The sequence below is a fragment of the Streptomyces sp. NPDC057438 genome, from assembly GCF_042802995.1.
In the GTDB taxonomy this organism is placed as follows: Bacteria; Actinomycetota; Actinomycetes; order Streptomycetales; family Streptomycetaceae; genus Streptomyces.
The window spans coordinates 25185-48344 of sequence record NZ_JBHVDD010000044.1 but is presented as its reverse complement, the minus strand read 5'-3'; the positions used below and the strand labels follow the sequence as shown (position 1 = coordinate 48344).

Below are 23160 nucleotides of genomic sequence, written 5' to 3'. Positions count from 1 at the left end.
CGCTCGCCGCCCGCTTATCCACACCTGTGGATGGCGCACTGGCCACCAATACTCCGCCAGTCCTTCCCTCAGTCCTTCCCGCCGACCCGCCCCTTCCGGAGAACCGCCCGTGACGCACGACCCGCACCGCTCCGACCATGCTCCCGACGAGCCGCTGCCGCTGACGAAGTCCCCTACGCTGATGGGGCGTTTGCGCCGCGCGTTCGGACGGGCTGCCCCTGGCGGAGCCAGTAGTACCCCGAGTCCGACTCAAGGCCGGACTTCGGGGATCTCCGCCCCGGGGGTGGCGGAGACGGCCCAGCACCAGGGGGCGCCGGACCAGGGGGTCAGGGCCGAGGGCGGCCCCGACCCGGACACGCTTCACTCCGTCCAGCGAGCCGTCCTGCGCCCCGCAGACGCCGCAGCCATCACCGCCGGCGAGCCTGCCGTGCAGAGCGTGCAGCCCACGATCCGCCGCTTCACCGGCACCAAGCGCAACGACCGTGTCGGCCCGCTGCGCTTCACCGGCGACCAGCGAGCCCGTCTCCAGCAGGCCGCTGCCGAGCACGGCTACAAGGGCGACTCCGGCTTCGCCGCCGACATCGTCCTCGCCTTCGTCACTGGCCGGTTCACGGCCAACCTGCCCCTGTCCGAGGACCGCCGCCGCACCCACATCTTCCGCACTCAGGTCCTGCGCCAGCTCAACCGGATCGGTGTCAACGTCAACCAGATCGCCCGCGCCCTCAACAGCGACCACACCCCACCCGACATCCGCCAGCGCCTCACCGAACTCCACCACCTGCTGGAGCTGATCGCCGAAGCCCTGCGCCGGCCCGCCGACCCGGAGGAGGCCGGGACAGCGTGATCGCCGCCATCAAGCCCGCCGGGACCAACACCCGCGGCCTGCTCGCCTACCTCTACGGCCCCGGCGACCACGACGAGCACCTCGACCCGCACATCGTGGCCGGCTTCGCGAGGCTCGGCATGCCCGACCCCGGCCGCGACGAGAACGCCACCCTCACCGCACTCGCCCACTACCTCGATGAGCCGGTCTCCTTGCGTAACAGCGAGTTCGGCAAGCCGGTCACCGACCACGTCTGGCACTGCCCCGTGCGTGCCGCCCCCGAGGACCGCTACCTCTCCGACGCCGAGTGGGACGAGATCGCCCAGCGCATCGTCCAGGCCGCCGGCATCGCTCCGGCCGGTGACGACCTGGCCTGCCGCTGGATCGCCGTACGCCACGCCGACGACCACATCCACATCCTCGCCACCACCGTCCGCGAAGACGGACGCCGCCCCAAACTCCACGACAGCGGCATCCGCGTCGGCGACGCCTGCCGCGAGATCGAGAAGGACTACGGGCTGCGCCGCCTGAAGAAGGGCGACCGCACCGGCACCCGCCGCCCCACCCAGGCCGAGATGCACAAAGCCGAACGACTCGGCTGGGAACAGCCCAGCCTCCAGTGGCTCCAGGACCACATCCGCGCCGCCATCCCCCACTCGACCAACGCCGAGGAATTCATCGCCTACCTCGAAGCCAGCGGCATCGAAGTCCAGGTCCGGCGCGGCCCGTCAGGAGACCTCCTAGGATACGCAGCCGGCCGCCCCGGCGACGTCAACGAGGCCGGCGAGCAGATCTACCACCCCGGAAGCAAGATCTCCCCCGACCTCTCCCTGCCCAAAATCAAGGCCCGCCTCGAATCCAGCCGGCCCGAAGAACACCCCACCGCCCGCCGCAACCACCCGAACACCCCGTGGCACCAAGCCACCGACGCCCTCGACACCCTCCACACCGACCTCGCCGACGACACACACGCCCAGGCCGACATCACGGCCCTCGGAGAACTGCTGGAAGCCACCGCCCAGAAGGCACCCGCCCATCTGCGCGCCGAACTCCGGGCCGCGGCGAAGGCGTTCGCCCGAGCCCAGCGGTCCCAGGTCCGGGCGGAAGACCGTGCTGCCCACGCCCTGCGCAGCGCGGCCCGCGACATCGTCCACACCGCCACCGGCCCCGAAGGCAGCGCACTGGCCGCACTCATCGCAGCCCTCGTCTGGGCCACCATCGTCGCCGGACGCTGGCACGAAGCCAAGCACCACGCCCACCAGGCCGACGCCGCCCGCCAGGCCGTCCAGCACCTCCAGACAGCCGCCGACCTGGCCCTCACCCCGACACTCGCCGAACTCACAGCCCGGCCACCCAGGGATCAAGCCCGCCGCGTTCTGGCCAGCGACGTACGAGCAGCCGTCCCCGACCACGCCGAGCGAATCCTCGCCGACCCGGCCTGGCCCGCGCTCGCCACCGTCCTCGCCGACGCCGAAGCCCGCGGCCACCAACCCCACCAGCTCCTCAAGGAAGCCGCTGCCCAGCGCGAGCTGACCACCGCACGACAGCCCGCCCGCGTACTTATCACCCGCATCCAGCACACCGGCCGAAACCCAGCGCCGAACCGCCGTGCCGAAGCCGCCCGCCTGCAGTCGACCATGGCAGGCTCGGTCCCCGCTCAGCAGACCGGAAACGGTCGGATCCCGGCGGTGACTTCGTCACCTACCGAACAGCAGCACCGACAGCGCCGGTAGGCACCAAGCGCAGTGTGCCCATCCGGCATGGCTAAATCAGACGGATGGCCTCGCCGTTCGCGGCGGCGAGGCCATCAGTTCCTACGGATTGGCTCAGCCGCACATCTTCGGCTTCGCGCGGAACGGCAGCGGGCGCGCCGGGCGGGTGGAAGACTTACGCACCTGCTCGCCTCAGAGAGCCGGCCGAACACCGCCAGCACTATCCCTGCTTGGCGTACTCCACGAATGCCGTCCAGGCCGTTCGCTGGACGGCAATGAGCCCTCGGTCGCGGGCCTTCGTGTCCCGAACCATCACGTGCTGCGCGTCGTTGTCGGCCACTTCAACGCAGTTCTCCGTCCCGGTGTAGGAGCTGGTACGCCAGTTCGGGGCCACGGGCTGCATGGTGTTCTCCTAGTCGCTCGGCATCTGATCGAAGTGGTGGATCGCCGTGAGGATGAGGTCTCGGACTGCGGTTCCATAGACCGCTGACTGCTGCAAGAGGGCGAACGCCTTGGTGTACAGCTCGATTTCGCGGGGCTGGGTGACGGAGAACTCCGCCGAGTAGGTCTCGACGAGGACGAGCTTGTCGTCGAACATCGAGAAGGAGTTGCCGGGCCAGATGCCCAGGGGTGCGGAGCGGGGGATGATGCCCAGGCTCAGCCGGGGGAGCCGCATGACCGCAAGCAGGCGGTCGAGCTGCCCCTTCATCACCTCGGGGCCACCGAAGTTGGTGTAGAGGGCCTGTTCGCCGAGGACCACGTTGAAGATCCGGTTGCCCCGGTACAGGTACTGCTGCCGTTCGAGTCGCTTGGCGGTGGCGGCTTCCGCGTCGTCGGGGATCTCGTAGTAGTCGACGACCTGTCTGAACGTCTCGGCCGCGTAGTCCGCCGTCTGGATCGTTCCCCACACGAGCGTCGGGTGCCAGATGCGGAAGACCTTGGTCTTGGCGTAGACCGGCAGGGCCTTGCGCTGGCGTCGTTCCGCCCCTGTCTGCAGCTGTCGGCGCCACTCGAGCCACAGCTCGTCGATGTGGCGCACCGTGGCTATCAAGTCATCAACGACCTCTTGCCTGTTGGTCTTGATGCACCAGACCCGGATGTCGTCTTCGCTGGGGTTCTGCTTGCCGTTCTCCAGCCGGGAGACCTTGGACTCGGCCCAACCTGTGGCCACGGCGAATGCCCGGCCGCTCGCGAACCCGGCGTCCTTCCGGAATCCGCGCAGCCGGGCACCCAGTGCCTCTCGTGCTTCTTGAGCTTGGTTATTCACTGATGGGTCAGGGCTTGTACTCGGCGTGTGGGATGGCGGCGGTCCAGAGCAGGTCACGCACGCGGACGCACTCGGCCACGGTGTCCGGGTCCTCGATGATTTCCGACCCCAGCACTCGGCCCTCGGGGTCGAAGTGGCCGACGGCGAGGAGACGGTCGTCGTACAGCCACCAGTCGTTGCCGCCGACGGGGAAGTCGATGCCTTCGGGCAGACGGTGCCGCGGAAGCCATCGGATGTCCTCGCCGGCTTCCTGGTTGAGGTGGGTCAACGAGTGTTCCCAGCCGACGTATTGGGAGTGCGGCTCGGTGATGACCCGGACGCGCCTGACGGTCTTCCCTTCGCTCGTGACGCGCTTCATGAGCGTCATCCAGGGGTCGAGCCACGCGTAGTCGTCCGGCTCACCCCTCTGCCACCGTGCGTAGGGCGTGTCCTCGATGGGAGACCCGTAGTCGTCCCTCAGCTCCAGATGGAAGGCATCGCGTTCGAAGCTGTTGAACAGCTCGTCACGCTGGGCTGGGGTGATCAGGTCCACTGTTCTCCTCCAGTAGGGCCGTGATCGAGGACTTGGGGACCTCGATGCAGGTCTCATAGTCGGGCATCCGCATCTGACTCAACGCCTCGGGATTGGTCATCTCCGGGCCGTGCAGGATGCACGTGTCCTGTTCCGTGACGAGCATGATCGGGGAGGTGAAGCTCTTGATCTCGCCGGTTGCGTGTCCGTCCTTCGTCAGGTGCTCGAACAGCTCCGGCGGAACCTCGATCACCGTCTGGCCTTCGGGCACGTCGAGCCGCATGAGCAAGTCGTTCGCGAACACCTTCCAGCCTTGGATGACGTAGCTGTCCTGGTCACTGGCGTACAGGGTGGGGCTGTCTCCGGGGGTGGAGTTCTTGCCAAGGAACCGTAGCTTCACGGCTGCTCTCCCGTCCGCTGCCTTGCGCCGGTTTGCGCGAGACGACGATGGTCCGCGAGGTACTCAACCCCGTCAATCGACTTGCTGCAAACTCGCGCAATCTTCTTGGGGGTTGAGAGACAGCCGTCCTACGGTCGTCTCCAAACCCGAGCAACCAAGGGAAGCCGGCGGACGCGCCTGAGGTGCGGCGCCGAGAGCAACCTTCCTGCCCGTGACGTGCGGAGGACAGTGATGGCTCTTGCCTTGCAGAGTGCAACCGCTCCCGAGGCGACGCGCGGGAGATTACGGAGCGCTTCCGGCGGCACAGCCAGTGCTGTTCCGCCGCAGGGAAGGGTTCCGCAGGTACACGGTCCGGGGAGAGACATGGACCAGCCAGCTCGCTTCGTCGTCTCCTGCACCCGCGCACCGCAGCGAGTAGGGCAACTGCGCCGGATCAGTGCCGCTCACCTCCGGCTGTGGGAGATCGGCTCCTGCATCGACACAGCCAACCTGCTCATCAGCGAATTGGTCACCAACGCCGTCCGGTACGGCGAGACGGAGGACGTCAGCATCTCCGTCTCGTACTGGCGGGGCGAGGTCCGCATCGAGGTGGCTGACGGAACTCCGGGCCGACCGCAGGTGAAGAGACCGGCCGCCGACGAGGAGAGCGGTCGCGGCCTGCTGATCGTCGAAGCCCTCGCCGAGGACTGGGGGACCAGCGAGGACGGCACACTCACGTGGTGCACCATCGCCGTACCGGAACCGGTGGTGCCCAAGTCGGGGTTCTGGTGCGAGTGGCACCAGGAGGACGGCAGGCAACTCTCGCTCGCGGCCATGCCCACGCCGGACCGCGCGATCCGCTGGGCTCGCATCCAGATGCGCGTCATCGCCTCAGCCATCGACGCGTCGGTGGCCGGTTACGTCTGGGACTGGCTGTCCGACGGATGGCGCGAGCCCGCCGAAGCCCTCAAGAACGGCGAGGAGTTCACACTCCCCCTCTCGGCCGGCCCGTACAAGTTCGTGTGGCACGCCCGTCCGGTGCGCTTCGTGCCCCTGGTCGGCGGAACCCCCCTGCCCCACCTCGCGGACGAGGAGCCGGAATGGGACTGAAGCCCGCCGAGCTGTGGAGCCGGTTCGACTGGCAAGGCGGGAGCCGCTTCAGGTGCGAGCGGACCGGACTTCCCGTGACGGAGATCGGCGACATCACCGTGGCAGGCGAGACCTTCGCCCTCCAAGCCTGCCAGTGGTGCGTGTTCAGGCTCGAACAGCTCCACTACACGATGAGTGAGCGAGCCGTCCGCCGCCCGCGCCCCCGGACATCCGCGCCCGCACCCCCTCGCCCCACTGGCGGGACACCCCGATCGGCTACGAGGAGACCCGGCGCGGACACGGCCGCAGTGTGCGCCGCACCATGCAGGTCCTGCCCGCACCCGCCCATCTCCCCTTCCCGCACGTCAAGCAGGTCTTCCTGCTCGAACGCTACGTCAGCGACCTGCACGGCAGGCTCATCAGCGCCGTAGCGGTCCTGGGCGTCACCAGCCTGACCGCCCAGCGGGCAGGAGCCCGCGCACTGTCACACCTGTGCTCGGGCCAGTGGTCCATCGAAACCCTGCACTTCATCCGCGACACCCTCTACGCCGAGGACGCCTCCCGCGCGCACGCTGGCACCGGCCCACGAGTTATGGCCACCCTGCGCAACCTCGCCATCGGCGCCCACCGGCTCGCCGGCCACACCGGAATCACCGAAGCCACCCGCTGGGCCGGCCGCCATATGAACCGCCCCTTCAGCATCCTCGGACTACCTCATGGATCTTGAAACGGCCGTGTCCCTGCTGTAGAGGCAGCCGACGCCGATGTAGTTGCGCACCAGCATGCGGGCGTACTGATCGCCAGACTCTGGCAGACGCTCCGCAATGACACGTGGAATGTCCTCAGTCTCTCCCTCGACCAGCATCAGCCGCCGTGGCGCGACAAGCCCCGGCCGATGCGTGTACACCTTGATCATGGACGCGACAGCCCCGGGCAATAGCATGTCATCGCAGTCGAGTTGGAGGACGAGATCGGTGCCCGCGGCTTCGACGGCGAGATGCCGTGCGTGCCATCTTCCCTTGGGCTCGCTCTTTATCACCGTCAGCGGCAGCACGCGTCCCGGCGTCTTGCCCGTTCACAGGTGTCGTCCTCCGACCCGTCGTCGACGACGACCACCTGATCGACCGGTACGGTCTGGGTCACGATCGACGCCAGGGCCTTGTCGATATGGTCGGTACCGTTACGGACGGGGATGATGACCGCAACTGCCATGGGCCGCGTCAGTCCTTTCTGGAAGCCTTGAGAACCGTTTTACGAATACCAGAGAGCAGATCTGTGACCCCCTGCTCGGAGAGCAGGTTGGTCTCCAACTGCAGTGCGACGCCTCCGGTTCTGACACAGGGATCGACAGCCAGATCGAGAGTGGCGTCCTCCGAATGGCGGACCGCCTCGGGCGCGACGGCCGGAGTGTCCGGGAATACAGGGATATCCGATGGGGGACTTGAGGAATCCTCTTCTGGCATTTCGGACAGTACGCGCCTGTCATTGAACTGCATGATCAGAGGGTTTCCGGTCCGCCAGCCTGCTGCCCGGCTGTCCATGAGGCTCACGTGGATTTCCGGAGAGAGCTGGGAATTCCAGTATGCGGTCATCGAAAAGTCCCTCATCTCGGCCGCTAGTTGCTCGAAGCTTCTCCTGCTTGGTTCGTTCCGGCAGGGGAGCAGAGTGGTCGACTTGAGGCGCGTCACAGATCTCATACGCAAGGGATCGAATCGGTTGGCGCTGTGTAGCATGATGAGGAAGTCGTTGAGATCGAGAGCCTTCGAAGATTCCAGCGCGAAAGCGGCAAGCAGGAGTGTCGACGTACTGACGGAATATCTTTTTGACAGACTTGAGAGTGCTGCTTGAGCCTCCAGGCCGAGGGAAACCCCACCGTGCCGCACGGAGCCATCGGTGAACATAGCCTTTTTTTGCTGCGGGCGTGCACCTGTGACCTGCCCGACAGTTGCGGCCCGGTAGGCGATAGCAGCCTCTTCTCGCCGTTTTCCGTGGGTGGACTGCTCCCAAGTGAACTGGTCGAGTTGCTGAAATACCTGGGCGGTATCCGCTTTTTCCTCATTCGGGTGTCGGGCCTCCCGCAGAAGTTCCCGCAGGAGGTTCTCGTATCCCCAGCCGTCGACGGCCATACGTGACACAACCACAACGACTTGCCTTACGCCCTCGGCGTCCGCGGAAAAGCCTACCCGGATCGGAGGCTCGGTCCGGGTGTCGATGCTACTGCGGGTGAGCATGGCCAGCAGCCTGTTGCCACCGCTCGGGGCCTGTGGTCCTGGGGCGGTGTCTACGAGTGCATGGATCACCACATCGGCCTGGACGTTCTGAGAGGGGGGCATTCCGTGGTCCATGACGTACAGCGTCCGCAGCGATTCGTGTCGCCGCACCACTCTGCGCACCGCCTCTGTACACGCCTCCAGGCTGAACCCAGGTATGGCTATTACCGCCTGGAGGTCCAGGTTTTCTTCCTCTCCTGTGGGCGTGATCCGTCGGTAGTTCAAGATGTCACGCTGGGCCCATGTGAGACCTCCCGATCGAGCGCTGCCCCCAGAGACGCGTAATCTCAGACGTCGAATATTGCCCCCGGTCATCCGATCCCAAACCTTTCAGCTGTAAAGAGCAGGCAAACGTAAGGCGTGATGTGCAGGAAAAAAATCAGATGCGTGAAAAGCGAGAGCTTTACATGTCCTGGATGAGCTGCACAAGTGTGCCTTCGGTTACCAGCAAAGTAGGCCGATGCGCCCGACAGGCGCAACACCCCCTGTCGAAAGTTTCGAAACTTTGAGTCGGCCTTGCGCGGCACGGCCGTTTCAAGATCGCGGGCTGGCGGCTGAGTTGAGGTGCGCGGGCGGCGTGTTGCCCTGCTGACGAGGGCGGAGCTCCAGTAGAACGAGGGTTCTCACGCCAACTCGTCCGTGCTGGAGCTCCGTTGCTGACTGAGTCTGCCATCCCACAGAACACATGTGGTTCATTCGCTGCCCTGGTGTCGTCGTTGGAGGAGTTGCCGCCGGTCGCGGTGGACCGGCAGGGCATGACGGACCTGTTGGAACGGCTGCGTGAGGTCGGGGACGGGCGCCGGGACCAGGGGCGGCTGTATCCGGTGGCGGCGGTGCTCGCCCTGGCGGCTTCGTCGGTCGTGGCGGGCATACGGTCGTTCGCCGCGATCGGCAGCTGGGTCGCGGACGTGCCGCCCGACTGGTGCCAGGACCTTTACCGCCGCTGCGAAGCCGCGCGGATCGTGGCCGGCCCGCCGTCGGCCAGCACGATCTGGAGGGTGCTGACTGGCGCGGATGCCGAGGCACTGGACGCCGCCGTCGGCGCGTGGCTGGCTGACCAGGCGGCCCTGGAAAAACCACCGGCAGACGAGGACGACGAGGAAGGCGAGGAGACAACGGCGCTGTCGGCCTGGGCGGTCGACGGCAAGGCCGTCCGCGGCGCGAAGGACACCGACGGCAAGGCCCTGCGCCTGCTCGTGGCCATGGAACACGGACGCCAACTCGTCCTGGGACAAGTGCAGATGGACACCAAGAGCAACGAGATCCCGATGTTCCGCGAACTGCTGGAGCCGCTGCCCGTGGAAGGAGTGGTGATCACCGCGGATGCCTTATGCCGACGTCGGCATAAGTCATCCGCGGTAACGACCGCCCCCGCGAGATCCGCGTCGTCGATCTGGTCGAGCAGGGGTTGGAACTCGGGGATCTCGTTGGTCTTCGCGCCGATCTCGCGGGAGGCGAGGGTGATGCCGTCGCCATGCCGGACGGCGGAGAGCACGAAGACCCGGCTGCCGTCCGGGCGCCTCGCGCCGCGCAGGCACTTGCCGTCCACCGCGATCGCCCGCCGCCGGGAGCGCACCGGTTCGGCGCGGGCGGCCGCCCGGTGGGCGCGGCGCTGTTCGCGTTCGATGCCGCCGTCGGGCATGAGCGGCTCGGGAGAGTGGGACACCGTGGACAGCAGGGGCCGCAGGTGGTCGTAGCCGGCCGCGCTGACCTCACCGGGATCGAGCCGCCCCAGAACGGTGCGCAAGGTCTTCTCGCTCGGGATCCGGTAGCGGCCGCGCAACGGATGGTAGGGCAGACCGAAAGCGGCCAGTTCCTCCGGCGTCGCACGTCGGCACCACTCCGCCGCCGCGGTGATGGAGTCATGGCCCGCCGGGGTCATCGCACAGACCACCAGGGCCAGCAGCGAGGAGACCCGGTAGCGCACCCCGCACGCCCCGCGAGGATCGGTGACCGACTCGAACTCGGCAACCAGGCCGCGGACTTGGCCTCGCGCAGCATCCGAGCCGAGGGCCTCCAGGCGGGGCGCCGGAGAGACGGGAACGACGGCAGGGGATGATGGAGGAACGAACACGGCACCTTCGTGGATCTTGCAGCGTAGAGAACTCCATGATCCACAGGTGCCGTGTTCATCTGCTTCCGGGGCCCGCCAGCATGATCAACCTGCCCAGGCCGGGGCGATCCGGGCAAACGCCGGGGCCCTGCCGGCTCGCCGGCCACACCGGAATCACCGAAGCCACCCGCTGGGCCGGCCGCCATATGAACCGCCCCTTCAGCATTCTCGGACTACCTCATGGATCTTGAAACGGCCGTGGCCTTGCGCGGTTCGTCTGCCGTGTGTTGTCATGGTCGAAATCCATGATCGGCAACGCGTGGGCAATTAACGCCTTCGTCAATTTTCTATGTTTAATCCGCTGCAAGGAGAGGGGTGATGGTGGCTTTATTGGATCGACTCGCCGTCGAGGAGGGGGAGCCGCCCGTCGGCGCCGAACTGCTTGAGATGGCTGTCATGGCGTCAGCGGCCGACGGCAATGGGGTCACCCATCGCGGGGAAACGGTCCCGTATTCCATACTCATGGACATCGCGATGGAAGTGGCCCAGTCCCTCAGAGCGCAACGCGTGGCCAAGGGAAGCGTAGTGGGCATCAGTGCCCCACCCGGGCCCGCGCTTGTCACGGCGGTCTTGGCAGCGATCTCCGCGGGAATGTGCTATGTCTACATCGACCCGGAATGGCCGGAGTCGCATCGTCTCAGAACACTCGAACTGTCCGGTGCCGTGGTGCTTTTGGAGCAGTCCGGTCATACGCGGCGTCTGCCGGAGTTCCTTGCTGTGCGGATGCTGACGGACCCGGCCCGGCGGACCGGCGAGGCAGCCCATGCGCAGGCCGCTGGCGCAGCCTGCCTCATCAGCACGTCAGGCACGACCGGGACGCCGCGGCTGGTCGGTATGACACCGCAGGCGATCGCCCATCTCGTGCGGGGCAGCGATCTGATTCGGCTACGCCGGGACGACAGGTTGCTGATGCTCGCTCACCCCGGGTTCGGAGCCTTCCTCTGGGAGTTGTGGGCGGCCCTCGACGGCGGTGCCGACCTGGTGATACCGGACGAGCGAAGGATGTCGCTGGCCAGCCTGGCCGACATTGTCGAGCGATCCGGCGCCACCGTCGTCCACCTCACCGCCGGGCTCTTCCGGCAGTTCGTCCCGCGGCATGTCTCCGCCCTCTCCGAGACGCGCCTGGTGATGTGCGGCGGCGACACCGTACCGCCGGAGCAGTTCAGTATCGCCCGTGCCGCTCTCGGCGGCGAGTTGGTGGCCTGCTACGGATGCACGGAGAACACGGTCTTCACCACGCTCTACCGAGCAGACGACGAGATCGCCCCCATGTCGCCGATTCCGCTGGGAGAGCCGCTGCGCGGAACCGAAGTCCGTGTCCTCACCGACGAGTTGAGGCCGGTGCGTCCCGGTGAGACCGGCGAACTGTACGTCTCCGGAGAGGGACTCGCCGCTGGATACGTCAACGACGCTGCTGCGACCGCCGAGCGCTTCATCATGCTGCCGGCGTCCACAGGCGTCGCAGGCGTGCGCGCATACCGTACAGGCGACTTCGCCCGCTGCCGCGATGACGGCTCCTACGTCCTCGTGGGACGCCGTGACCGACAGGTTCAGATCCGCGGATTCCGGGTCGAACTGAGTGAGGTCGAGCACCTGTGCAGATCGCTGGAGACTGTCGACGACGCTCATGCCATGTACCTGCGTGAAGAAGCGGACGATGAACTGGTCGTGCTGCTGACTGTCACGGCAGGTGCCACAGCCGACGCCGCGGACATCCTGCTCGATGTCCGCAAGCACGTGCCCGACTTCATGGTGCCTGGCAGGGCCGTCGTCGTCGATGCACTACCCCTGACCGACAGGGGCAAGATCGACCGCAAACAGGCTGCCGAACTCGCACGACCGCCGAGGTTCACGGGCTCCACCACGGCGGACTCGGCACCGGATGCTGCCGGAGGCAGCGCAACCGCCGGCCTTGAGGCGGACCAGCAGGTTGTCCTCGAGAGGGTCAGGGCGATCTGGGCAGACGTTCTGAAACTCACTGCCGTGGATCCGGACACGCACTTCACCGACCTCGGTGGCCACTCACTCCGGGCCACTCAGGTGCTGTCCCGTGTCACCGACGCGTTCGGTATCGCGGTGCCGCTCCGTCAGTTCTACGAGGATGCGACGGTGCGCGGCCTCACCGCACAGATTGAAGCGGCGTTGCGGAAGCGACGGGACTGACGTCTTCGAGAAGCGGGCCAAAGGCCTTCGACGATTCGGAGGGACGGGAACAGTGACGGCCGACTCAGTATCCGGAACCGAGGCGCCCGGGTGGATCAGGTCTGCCCAGGCCACGCCGAATCAGGCGCAGTTGTATCTCCTGCAAAGTCTGTTACCGGACAACCCCTTCTACAACGTGGCCATCAGCGTTCGCATACGCGGGCCGCTCGACGGGAGCCGTCTGAGCGACTGCCTCGGCGTTCTGGTCGACCGACATGAAGCGCTGCGCACCGGATTCCGTCTCGACGACGAGGGCTCGGTCGTCCAATGGGTCGGAGCGTCCCAGGGCTGGTCGGTCGAGCGCGTGCATGCCGACTCGGACGCGCGAGTGCGGGAGTTCGCCGAGGACGCCGCGCGTCGGGTGTTCGATCTGACACATCCGCCGCTGATCCGTGCAATCCTGATACGTCGAGGCGTCGCGGATCACACATTGATCCTGGTGTTTCACCACATTGTCATCGACGCCTGGTCGGTCGGCATTCTCTTCGACGAGTTGTCCGCCCTGTACGGTGCCGAAGGACAGCCCTCCGCAATTCAGCTCCCGCCGACGGTCTCTCCGCTGGACACAGTCACGGACGCCGGCCCCGCCACAGATCCCGCCGGCCTCCTCGAATACTGGGCCGGTCAGCTCACACCCCCGCCCGGAAATGCGGAGGTGGCTGGGCAGGATCGTTTCGTCGGAGCGGCCGGTGCCCTCCACACCTTTCATGTCCCGGAAGGGCTCGCGCTCTCGGTGCGCCGTGAGGCTGCCCGGAGGCGGTGCTCGTCGTTCATCATCATGCTGTCGGCCTTGCGCGTGGCACTGGGCCGCCGTACGTCGCAGGACGACCTGACCATAGGCTGCCCGATCGCTGGCAGAACGGATCAGCGTCTGGAGCAGGCCGTCGGCTTCTTCGCCAACACCCTGCCGATACGTACTGTGTTCCCGCCGGACGCCGGCCCGGACAGCGTCGTGGAGGCCGTGCGGGCAGCTGCGCTGGATGCTTTCGATCACCAGGCGGTGCCGTTGGCGAGCATCGTCTCGCACATCAGCCCGACGCGGGACATGCGCCGGAACCCGCTGTTCGACGTCACCTGCCAGCAACAGAACGCAGCGGACCAGCGACTCGCCCTCCCCGGTGCCGTATGCGAGTTCAGGCACGTGGACAAGGGAACTACCCAATTCACGCTGAGTCTCGACATCTACGACGATGGACAGCGATTCGAATGCACCTTTGAGTACGCCACGGAAGCACTGGATCTAGGCGCCGTTCATGAGATCGAGCGCGCGTTCCTCGATGCACTGCAAGAGGTGTGCGGAGTGGCGCCCGCCTCCGCAACCCCATTGACGGACAAGGGCGTCAGCGCTGTGGATCCCTCCCCAGCCGCCCACACGCCACGATCCAGGGGACGGGTACCCGAAGCCCTTCGTCATGCCCTGGCTCAGGATCCCGCACGGTCGGCCCTTGTCGCAGGCGGTAGGACCTGGAACTGTGCCGAATTGCTCGCCGAGGTCGACGAAGCCATGGCGGAACTGGCCGCTGCGGGTGCCCAGCCCGGCCGGAATGTAGTCGTTGCTTCTCCCCGGTCGGCCGACGGGGTCGTGCGGATGCTCGCGATCTTCCTTCTGGGCGCCGCCTACTGCCCACTCGACGAGCGCATGACCGCCGAAGGGCTCGACTCCGTGGTCCGAGGGCTCTGCCCCGCCGCGATTGTCGGCAGCGACGCCGATATCTGGCAGGACTTGGTCCGATCCCTGCCCTCAGCTGCCGGGCGGAACAACCATGGCGAGGCGGCCGAAGACACGGCTTACATCGTCCACACCTCCGGTTCAACCGGCGCACCCAAGCAAGTAGCCGTCTCCTACCGTGCTTTCGCCGCCTACCTCGACGCGGTGCGCCATGCATTCCGGCTGGGACCGGACGACCGAGTTCTGCACTTCGCGGCGACCGGCTTCGACGTGGCCGTCGAAGAGGTGGTGCCCACGTTGCTCGCCGGTGGCACTGTCGTGGTCGCCCCTCCGGAGCTCGCAGCCGAACCGGAAGGATTCATCTCCTTCGTCCGCGGCCATGGCATTACGGTGGCCAACCTTCCGTCCTCCTTCTGGCATCGGATGGCCGAGGAACTGCGTCCGCGTGCCGATGTCGCACCGGGCTCCGCGCTGCCACTGCGTCTGGTGGTACTCGGCAGCGAGCCACTGCGTCCCGCCTCTGTGCTTCGCTGGCGAAACCTCGGCTACGACGGCGTCCAACTGCTGCACGCCTATGGCGTCTCGGAAGGCACCGTGACCGTGGCCGTTCGCGATCTGACGGACTTCGCCATTACGAACGAAACGGAACGGCTGCCCATCGGCCGACCACTCGGTCACGTCGAGTTGCTCGTGCTCGACGAGGACGAGCAACCCGTGGCACCCGGTGAACCGGGACGTCTTGTGCTGGGCGGAGCGGCCGTCTCCTGGCCGGCATCGCAGCCTGGCTCGCTCCTTCGCACAGGAGACGCGGCACGGGTACTTCCTGACGGGGACGTGGTGTTGCTCGGGCGGATCGACCGGAAATTCAAGCGCCGCGGTGTCCTGGTCGACCCGGACGGCATTGAGCGGGCGCTGACCGCGCATCCCCAGGTGGCCGACGCTCTGGTCGTCCCCCGCGCCGATGGTGAGCTCGTCGCCGTACTGGAGGTGCCCGACGTAGACCGGCGGAACAGACGAGTCGGCGACGCCGCCCGAGTGCGCGACTGGTCGGCAGTCCACGACGACGAGGCGGTCAACGACTACGACGCCGACGGTGACCCGCTGCTCAACATCAGCGGATGGACCAGTGCGATCCACCGGACTCAGCTGTCGGCACGTGTGATGAGGAGCTGGGCGGACAACGCTGTCGCGGGAATCCGGCGTTTCCGGCCCCGACGCGTTCTTGAGATCGGCTGCGGCACCGGAATGCTCCTGCTCCAGTTGGCAGCCGACTGCGAGCGCTACGTGGGGCTCGACGTGTCCAAGTCGGCTCTCGATCACGTCGAGCGGACGATCAGGGACCTGCGTCCCGATCTCGCCCATGTGGAGCTCTTCCTCGGCAGTGCCGACGAACTGAGGCGCCTGGGTGTACAGGGTCGCTTCGACGCGGTCGTCATCCACTCCGTGGCCCAGTACTTCCCTTCCGTTGAGTATCTGGAAACTCTCCTGGACGCGCTGGCACCGCTGTTCGCCGAACGTGCCGTGGTTCATGTCGGTGACGTGCGCAATCCAGACCTCGTCCGGGCGTTGTACCGGGAACAGGTACTCGCCGACACCACTCCACGGGACGACGTGGAGTTGATCGCGGAGATCGAGACGCTGGTCAACCGTGAGGAGGAGCTGCTGATTCCTCCTCGCTGGTTCGCTTCCGCCGGCCGCGGGACGTCCGCCCCCGTCGGCGCGGAGACGTTCGCTCGTCCCCCCTGGCCCGAGGGCGAGCTGAACCGTTACCGGTTCGACGCACGCCTCTTCTACGGCGATTGGGAGCAGGCGGGGACCCCGGTGATCTGTCCTCCGGATGAGGCAGAGCTCGAGCGCGCCCTTGCCGCGGCACACGACCTGGTCGTCATACCCAACCGACCGCTTCCCCAACTCGGCTCAGTCTTGAGGAAATTGACACGTGATTACGCCGAGTCGGGGCTTGCTTCGCTTCTTCCGCCGGCGTCGGGCGGGCCCGTCGATGAGGTCGGCGTGTGGCGTGAGTGGTACGTGACCGCTGCACAGCACGGATACCAGGTGCTGCTGCCCTATGCCGAAGACAGCAGCCGGGTGGATGTGACCTTCGTCCGGCGTGACGCGCGCAGCGCCTCGAGCGGGGCGCTCCTGACGGAGGCGGGGTTCTTCTCACCCTGCACCGCATGGACCGCCGGCAACCGTCGGCCGAACGATCCATTGCGCCGCGAATCACTGACGGCACTGCTGGACGAGGTGGTCGGGGCCGCGGCAGCGGTACTGACAGCCGAGTCGGTGCCGACCTCCTCTCTGGTGCTCGAACGGTTTCCCCGATCCTCCGATGGCCAGCTGGCGCGCCGTCCGCTCGCGGGACTTGCGGCGCGAGGCGCCGTTACCCTCCGGTCCGACGATCCGGGGCACGGGCGACCGGACGATCCAGTGGCGGAGGCATGGTGTGCCTTGCTCGGGCAGTCCGGCGCCCGGGACACCGACAACTTCTTCGCCTGCGGCGGCGACTCAATCCTCGCTCTTCGACTCGTCGCTCGACTCGGGGCACTCGGGTACTCCATCGGTCCTGCCCTGCTCTTCCGCAACCAGACGCTCGGCGCGCTCCGGGACGCCCTGAGTGCCTCGGAACACGCCGTTCCCCGCAGTACAGACCCGGAACCGTCCGGCAGGCCCGAACCGGACCAGGAGGAAAGGAACCCGGCTGACTGGGCATCGACACCGATGGCTCAATGGTTCCGCGAGCAGAACTTTCCCGATCCCGCGCACTACCAGCAGGCCGTGCTGCTGAGCCCGGCGGCCGGATGCGACACGGTGCGTCTGTGCGAGGGGCTCAAGACGGTCCTGAGAGCGCACGGTGCTCCGGAACCACGCGTGATCAACGCGGACGACGGGGACGAGGCATGGCAGCACGCCGTGGAATCCGCACGTCAAGAGATCTCGGATCAGGATCCAACCGTGTTCCGGGTCGTCACGGGACACGACGCGACCGGCCGGGAACGAGTCGCGTTGTTCGCCCATCATCTGATCGTCGATGCGGTTTCCTGGAACATGTTGCTGGACGGGCTCGACTCCTGGCTGCACCGCCCGCACACCGCTGAGCCGCCCGGCCGTACCGTGCGGCAATGGGTGGTACGGCTACGCTCCGCTGTACGCGAGGCGCCCAGGGAACATGAGATGTGGCGTCGGCAGCTGGCCTCACCGGTGCACCCACTGTTTGCGAAGCCGACCAACGGCGACGGGCGCCTGAGATGGTTCACCGAAACCGTTCCCCGCGTACGTCCCGGTCGCACCGGCCGTACGGACGGTGCCGAGGCTTTGCTTCTCGCCGCCGTGGGTCAGGCCCTGACACGCTGGAAATCGGTCCCCGCGGTGATGGTGGACCGCGAGGTCCACGGCCGGGACGCGCTCGACGACAACGCCTCCAACCTGCTCGGCTGGCTGGCCGCGACCCATCCCGTGCTACTCGGCGAACGGTCGACCGCCGAGGACGTGCGGCACACCTTGCGCGACCTGGCGTCCGACGGCACCCGCTTCCTCGCCCACCGCTTCCTGGGCCAGGAACCGCTGCCGCCCAGTCCCGCGGAAGTCTGTTTCACGTACCTCGGCAGGCGGTCACGAGGGGGCTACGACCACTTCACCGTGGCCGATGCCGACGTGGCCTCCGAGCTGCTGGGCGAAGACGTCGCCGAGACCAACGTGTCCGCGTACGCCCTCGACCTGGTGGTGGAGGGCAATCCCTGGACCGAGGAGCTTGCAATCCGCTACGCCGTCGACAGCAGCCGCGTATCCGATGAGGAGGCGAGGGAACTCGGGCGTCTGCTGGTGTCCGCCGTGACCCGCCAGGTCAGGGACGAGCACTCGGTGGAAGACCTGAAGGTCACGCCGACCCAGGCAGCCATGGTGCTCCACACCGCGGCACGGCCCGATTCCCTGGTCGGGGTAGAGCACACGGTGATCACCCTCGGCGGACGGCTCGATCCAGAGCGCTTCCGGTCGGCGGTCGAGGCGGAGACGCAGCGCCATGAACTGCTGCGCTCCAGTTTTCACCTGGACAGCGGAGAACCGCGTCGCCGAGTGGATCCCCGGGTTCCTCCCCAGGTGTACATCGAGGACCTCACTGGTCTGCCCACACGTGAGCAGTTGCGCAGAATCGACAGGTACGCCAACGAGGATCTGGAGGCGGGCTTCGATCTGAGTCGTCCGCCGGCAGTGCGCTGGGGTCTCTTTCTCCGCTCAGCCGAACTGACCAGCCTGGTCTGGACACATCATCACGCGGTTCTGGACGGCGCCGGATCCTGGGCGCTGCTCGCGGCCGTTCTGGAACGGACCGGCACGGGGCCCACAGAGCCGGCCCGGGAGCCGCAGCGCCTCCCGTCCGCACAGCAAGTGCCGCAGCAGGCCCGTCACGACACCGCCGCCGAAAGACACTGGGCCTCCCGGGCCGGCAAGGGGGCACGTCCACTCCTCCTGTTCGGGGATCGCCCGCTGCCGAGCGCCATCGGGCGCGAGCTGGATGTCGTCAGACGCAACCTCGACACGGAGACCCTCGGCATTCTGCGCCACGCCGCGGCGGAGCACGGGATCACCGTGGGCACGATCTGCCTGGCGGCATGGTCTCTGGTGCTGATGGCCGCCTCGGGAAGGCACAACGCGGTGGTCGGCACCAGCGTGAGCCACGAACCTGAGACCGACGGGGACGGTCCAGTGGTGGGCATGCACGTGACCACGGTGCCGATGTTCTGCCGTATCGAACCCGGACACTCCGTGGCCGACTGGCTCGGCGAGTTCCAGTACGAGGTCGCGGACGGCCAGTACTTCGGGTATGTCGGCGAGACAGCGATACGCCGGTACATGGGCCTACGCGGCCGCCTGTACGACAACCACTTCGTCTTCCAGAACTACGCCAGACCTGAGCACTCCGCGGAACCCCACGCGATCCGCGTCCTCTCCGCACGGACGGTCACGCGCACTGGACAGCCGATGACCCTGGTGGTCGACGACTCCGGGCCCACGGTGTCGGTCGAGCTGGTCTTCGACCGCACTGTGGTAGGGCGCCCCACAGCGGCCACGCTGCTGACCCGCTTTGTGGAGAACCTGGGCAGACTGGCGACGGAGCCGAGGGCCTCCGCCGCAGAACTGATCGGGCCCCGAATCGCGCTCCCCGAGGCCGAAGAGGCGGCACCCCAGGAGCCTGACGCCACCGAGGACACGCGCGAGTCGAAAGTACGCAAGATACTGGCGGATCTGCTGGGCGTGCCGGATGTGCACCCAGACGCGAACTTCTTCGACATCGGCGCTCGGTCCATCCTGCTCGTCGAGGCGCGTCAAAGGCTCACCGCTGAACTGGGCCTGGCCTTCCCCATCACGCACTTCTTCGAGTTCCCCACCGTGCGTGCTCTGGTCGAGGCGCTGGAGAGCGAGTCGAACCCGATGCAGAACCGCGAATCCAGGAGGGCTGACGTGTGACGGACAAGATTGCCATTGTCGGGATGGCCTGCCGTGTGCCCGGCGCCGACACCCCAGAGGAACTGTGGGAGAACCTGCTGGCCGGCCGGGACGAGATGACCGCCGTCACACCCGAGGCGGCCATCGCGGCGGGCGCCGACGCGACCAAGGTGCATCGGCCCGACTATGTTCTCGGCACCCATGGTGTCGGAACCACCTACAAGGAGTTCGATGCCAAGCTGTTCGGGCTGACCGACCGTGAAGCCGCCCTGCTGGATCCTCAGCACCGCTTGTTCGCGGAAGTGGCCTGGGAAGCGCTAGAACGCGCGGGCTGTGCCGGGCACCCGGACGACGGACCCATCGGGGTCTTCGCGAGTGCCGGCATGAACATGTATATGACACTCCTGCTGAGAGAACTGGGGCACGAGACAGCCGCCGACGATCCGACCGTCTGGCTGCTCAACGACCCGGACTTCCTCGCCACCCGGCTGTCGTACGCCTTGGACCTACGAGGGCCGAGTCTGTCCGCACAGTCCGCCTGCTCCGGTTCTCTGGTCAGCGTCCATCTGGCGTGCCGGGCACTGCTCGCGGGGGAGTGCCGGATCGCAGTGGCCGGCGGCAGCGCCCTCGACCTGCTGGCCGAGCGCGGATACCTCTACCAGCAGGGCGGCATCGGCTCGGTTGACGGCCGCTGCCGGCCGTTCGACAGCCAGGCGTCCGGATCGGCACGGGGCGACGGGGCCGCCGCGGTGGTCCTGAAACGGCTCTCGGACGCGATCGCCGACCGGGACGAGGTCATGGCGCTCGTCCTGGGCAGCGCGGTCAACAACGACGGACACCAGAAGGCCGGCTTCACCGCCCCCAGCGTGCACGGTCACGCCTCGGTGATCCGAGACGCCCTGCGTGCGGCCGGTCTGTCCCCAGGCGACATCGAATTCGTCGAGGCACACGGAACCGGGACCGCCATCGGTGATCCCGTCGAGATCAGAGCGCTGGAACGCGTCTTCGGCGCCGACGCACGCAGCGAACCCTGCCGCATCGGGTCCATCAAGGCCAATCTGGGCCACCTGGACGCGGCTGCGGGCGTCGTGGGTCTGATCAAGGCCGCGCTTGTCGCCTCGCGGCGCAGTATCCCGCCGCAGGCCAACTTCGACTCCCCGTGCGACGCCCTCGCCGCGTCCACCGCCATCGAGGTGAGCGCCAAGACTGTACGGCTCCCGGAAAGCACACCCGTACGAGGCGGTGTGTCCTCCCTCGGGTTCGGCGGCACCAACGCACATGTCGTGGTGAGCAGTCCTCCCGACACGTTGCCGTTGGAGCGCACAAACGGTGGCCCCGTGCTGTTGCCGATATCGGCCATGAGCGGCTGGTCCCTGCGCGAACAGTGCCGACGACTGGCGGACCACCTCGACCGGAACGGTGACGGGGTCTGCCTCGACGACGTCGGATACGTTCTCCAGACCGGGCGGCGCCAACTTCCCCGCCGCTGCTATGTGATCGCGAACACCCCTCAGGCCGCCGTCACCGCCCTCGCCGACCTCGCGGAGGAACCGCAGGGTGCCACGGACGTCCTGCCCGCGCAGCTGGCCTTCGCGTGGCATCCGGCCATGGCCGACGGGTGGAACGTTCAGGAGGCGGTCGCCGCGCTTGACGGGCTACGAGCGCCCTACGACATGGCTCGTACGGAAGCCGGACTGCCCGAGGACTGGGCCTTTGGATACGCCTGGGCCCACCTGCTGCACCGGCTCGGAATCGAGCCGACGGCTGGCTCGGCGGAAGCGCGGTTGGTCTTGAGCGCCGTGGCAGGGAGCCTTGAACTGGCTGAACTCGCCGATGCGGCCAGGAGGGCCGAGGTGACCACGGCCGGCCCTTACTCGCTCGGCGGGAGAAGCCCGGCCGAGCGGGTGCTCGCTTCGATCGCTGATGCGTGGGCAGCCGGCCACGACGTCGACTGGCGGCAGCTGCACACGCGGCTGCGCCAGAAGACGGCACTGCCCACGTACCCCTTCGACCGGCTCCGGCACTGGCCGCTCACCGGATCCCGGACCAGCGAGCTGGCCACGTCGACGGCGACCGGACGTCCGCACACGATCCGGTGGACGGTCGCGCCGAAGTCCCAGGAGCCGCCCGCGACGCTCGGCGGCAGCTGCACGGTGGTGGGCCCGGCAGGGGCCATCCGTGACGCCGTGGAGCGTGCGGTCAGGCCGCTTTTCCCGAACGGGACGGAGACCTGCGACCGACTCGACACGCTCGAGGACCTGCCCGGAGCGGACGCCAGCGATCCGTCGACCGTGATCGATCTGACTACGCTGGTGGCTACGTCCGACGAGCGCTCCGAATACGTCCGGCTGTGCCGACTGCTTGGTACGGCTTCCGCCAGCCGCCCGGTGCGCTTCGTCTACGTCACGGCCGAGGGGTTCGCGGCAACCGAGGCCGACTGTCCCTCTCCCGCGCGTTCACTGGCGCTTGGTCCGCTGCTCACACTGCCCCGGGAGTCGAGGGGGACGGCGGTGACCATGCTCGACCTGCCTCGCGGGGTTGACGCGGTGGCTGTGGCCGAGGCCGTGCGGGACGAAGTGCCCTTGGTCCGGCCTCTGGTGGCCCGGCGGTCGGGTACTCGGCTGATCCCCGAGTACGTTGCGGACCTCACCCCTCCGTCACGGCCGCCCGCGCGCCTACGGTGGCTCATCACCGGTGGTCTCGGCGGGGTGGGCAGGGCGCTGGCGGAGGAGATCCTGACCACCCGCCTGAACGATGTTGTCGTCCTCACCGGGCGGAAACTCCCCGAGGACGGCGTGAGCATCGGCGGATGCCGTAGTCGACTCCTGGACGTGGCCGACATGGGGAACAGCCACAGCACAAGGCTGTGGCTGCGGAAGACCGACGTCTGCGACGCGGCGGAGGTGCAGGCCCTTCGGGACGCATGCCAACAGGTCCTGGAGGGTGTCGACATCGTCCTGCACGCGGCGGGCGCAGCCACGGGTCAGCGGCTGGACCAGTGGGATCCGGCCGTGTCGGACGAAGTCCTCGGCGCCAAGCGCGACGGCACGATCCGGCTGCTCGACAGCTTTGGCGACGGCAGCTGGCTGGTGCTGTTCTCGTCCTTGACGTCTGTCAAGCCGTACACCGCAGCAGCGGATTACACGGCAGCCAACGCCTATCTGAACATGGTGCCCATGGCTCAGCAGGCGGGGGGTCCCTCCGTCCTCACCGTGGCCTGGCCGACCTGGCGGGATCTCGGCATGTCCAAAGGCGTCCCCACCGGCATCACCGCGGCCGATGGGCTGCGGCTGATCCTCGACTCCCATCGGAGGACCGGAACAATCCTGCTTGACACCGCGGACGACCCGTTGACGCCACAGGCCCGCACGGATGACTCCGTCCGGCCGGCCCCGGTTCTCGACGACCGGACGGTGGAGTCGCTGGTGCGTCAACTGTGGGACGAAGTCCTCGGGTTCGAGGTGGCCGACCCTGCCGCCAACTTGTTCGATGCAGGCGCCGACTCGTTCAGCATGCTGCGCTTCCTCACGCTGCTGGAGGAGCGCCTCGAGATCGAGTTCTCCCTGGACGATCTGTTCGAACATCTCACGATCGGCGGACAGACGTCCTTCATCACAAGTCGCCTGTCCATGCGACAGAGCTCTCGTTCAGGCACATCGGACTCAGCGGAAGGCTGACCA

At 67.3% G+C, this 23160-nt stretch carries 14 protein-coding genes and 2 pseudogenes; 8 read left to right on the top strand and 8 right to left on the bottom strand.

What is annotated here, in order from left to right; all coding sequences use genetic code 11:
- Nucleotides 1-283: 283 nt before the first annotated feature.
- Together ACFU5F_RS23570 and ACFU5F_RS23565 are read left to right on the top strand one after the other, a co-directional pair.
- The gene (locus ACFU5F_RS23570; RefSeq protein WP_383890551.1) at nt 284-844 is read left to right on the top strand and encodes a MobC family plasmid mobilization relaxosome protein; all 561 of its coding nucleotides are present in this window, start codon (nt 284-286) and stop codon (nt 842-844) included.
- Nucleotides 841-2556, top strand: coding sequence for a relaxase/mobilization nuclease domain-containing protein (locus tag ACFU5F_RS23565; protein ID WP_383890548.1), 1716 nt, complete (start codon nt 841-843; stop codon nt 2554-2556). Before ACFU5F_RS23570 ends, ACFU5F_RS23565 begins: the two co-directional genes overlap by 4 nt.
- A gap of 199 nt (nt 2557-2755) precedes the next feature.
- Here ACFU5F_RS23565 and ACFU5F_RS23560 read toward each other — a convergent pair whose 3' ends face one another.
- Genes ACFU5F_RS23560 through ACFU5F_RS23545 form a run of 4 tightly spaced genes read right to left on the bottom strand, consistent with a single transcriptional unit; the run spans nt 2756 to nt 4713 of the window.
- Entirely contained in the window at nt 2756-2938 is a 183-nt protein-coding gene (locus ACFU5F_RS23560) for a DUF397 domain-containing protein (protein WP_383890545.1), read from the bottom strand.
- A 9-nt stretch (nt 2939-2947) separates the two neighbouring features.
- The gene (locus ACFU5F_RS23555; RefSeq protein ID WP_162948188.1) at nt 2948-3802 is read right to left on the bottom strand and encodes a helix-turn-helix transcriptional regulator; all 855 of its coding nucleotides are present in this window, start codon (nt 3800-3802) and stop codon (nt 2948-2950) included.
- A 7-nt stretch (nt 3803-3809) separates the two neighbouring features.
- Nucleotides 3810-4334, bottom strand: a complete 525-nt coding sequence (locus ACFU5F_RS23550; protein ID WP_383890542.1) for a DUF6879 family protein — start codon at nt 4332-4334, stop codon at nt 3810-3812.
- Nucleotides 4306-4713, bottom strand: a complete 408-nt coding sequence (locus ACFU5F_RS23545; protein WP_383890539.1) for a hypothetical protein — start codon at nt 4711-4713, stop codon at nt 4306-4308. The genes ACFU5F_RS23550 and ACFU5F_RS23545 overlap by 29 nt, the downstream gene beginning before the upstream one ends.
- Before the next feature lie 363 nt (nt 4714-5076).
- Here ACFU5F_RS23545 and ACFU5F_RS23540 point away from each other — a divergent pair, with 363 nt between their 5' ends.
- Together ACFU5F_RS23540 and ACFU5F_RS23535 are read left to right on the top strand one after the other, a co-directional pair.
- Nucleotides 5077-5802, top strand: a complete 726-nt coding sequence (locus ACFU5F_RS23540) for an ATP-binding protein (RefSeq protein ID WP_383890537.1) — start codon at nt 5077-5079, stop codon at nt 5800-5802.
- A gap of 289 nt (nt 5803-6091) precedes the next feature.
- Nucleotides 6092-6508 carry a hypothetical protein gene (locus ACFU5F_RS23535; protein ID WP_383890534.1) on the top strand — a complete coding sequence of 139 codons (417 nt, stop codon included), beginning with the start codon at nt 6092-6094 and terminating at the stop codon, nt 6506-6508.
- Here the strand turns inward: ACFU5F_RS23535 and ACFU5F_RS23530 are convergent.
- The 3 genes from ACFU5F_RS23530 to ACFU5F_RS23520 are packed head-to-tail and all read right to left on the bottom strand — an operon-like array spanning nt 6491 to nt 8276.
- On the bottom strand, nt 6491-6835 hold the full coding sequence (locus ACFU5F_RS23530) for a glycosyltransferase family A protein (protein ID WP_383890531.1): 345 nt from the start codon (nt 6833-6835) through the stop codon (nt 6491-6493). The two genes, ACFU5F_RS23535 and ACFU5F_RS23530, sit on opposite strands and share 18 nt — an antisense overlap.
- Entirely contained in the window at nt 6823-6993 is a 171-nt protein-coding gene (locus ACFU5F_RS23525; protein ID WP_383890528.1) for a glycosyltransferase, read from the bottom strand. Before ACFU5F_RS23525 ends, ACFU5F_RS23530 begins: the two co-directional genes overlap by 13 nt.
- An 8-nt stretch (nt 6994-7001) precedes the next feature.
- Entirely contained in the window at nt 7002-8276 is a 1275-nt protein-coding gene (locus tag ACFU5F_RS23520; RefSeq protein ID WP_383890526.1) for a hypothetical protein, read from the bottom strand.
- 530 nt (nt 8277-8806) lie between these two features.
- Here ACFU5F_RS23520 and ACFU5F_RS23515 point away from each other — a divergent pair.
- Nucleotides 8807-9091 (top strand): annotated as a pseudogene (locus tag ACFU5F_RS23515) (transposase family protein); the annotation flags it as partial.
- 281 nt (nt 9092-9372) lie between these two features.
- Here ACFU5F_RS23515 and ACFU5F_RS23510 read toward each other — a convergent pair.
- Nucleotides 9373-10125 (bottom strand): annotated as a pseudogene (locus ACFU5F_RS23510) (transposase family protein); the annotation flags it as partial.
- 357 nt (nt 10126-10482) lie between these two features.
- Here ACFU5F_RS23510 and ACFU5F_RS23505 point away from each other — a divergent pair.
- Genes ACFU5F_RS23505 through ACFU5F_RS23495 form a run of 3 tightly spaced genes read left to right on the top strand, consistent with a single transcriptional unit; the run spans nt 10483 to nt 23157 of the window.
- Nucleotides 10483-12327 (top strand): AMP-binding protein, encoded by a 1845-nt coding sequence (locus tag ACFU5F_RS23505; protein WP_383890523.1) that lies wholly within the window; start codon nt 10483-10485, stop codon nt 12325-12327.
- Between the two features lie 52 nt (nt 12328-12379).
- The gene (locus ACFU5F_RS23500) at nt 12380-19501 is read left to right on the top strand and encodes a condensation domain-containing protein (RefSeq protein ID WP_383890520.1); all 7122 of its coding nucleotides are present in this window, start codon (nt 12380-12382) and stop codon (nt 19499-19501) included.
- On the top strand, nt 19498-23157 hold the full coding sequence (locus ACFU5F_RS23495) for a beta-ketoacyl synthase N-terminal-like domain-containing protein (RefSeq protein WP_383890518.1): 3660 nt from the start codon (nt 19498-19500) through the stop codon (nt 23155-23157). Before ACFU5F_RS23500 ends, ACFU5F_RS23495 begins: the two co-directional genes overlap by 4 nt.
- Nucleotides 23158-23160: the final 3 nt, after the last annotated feature.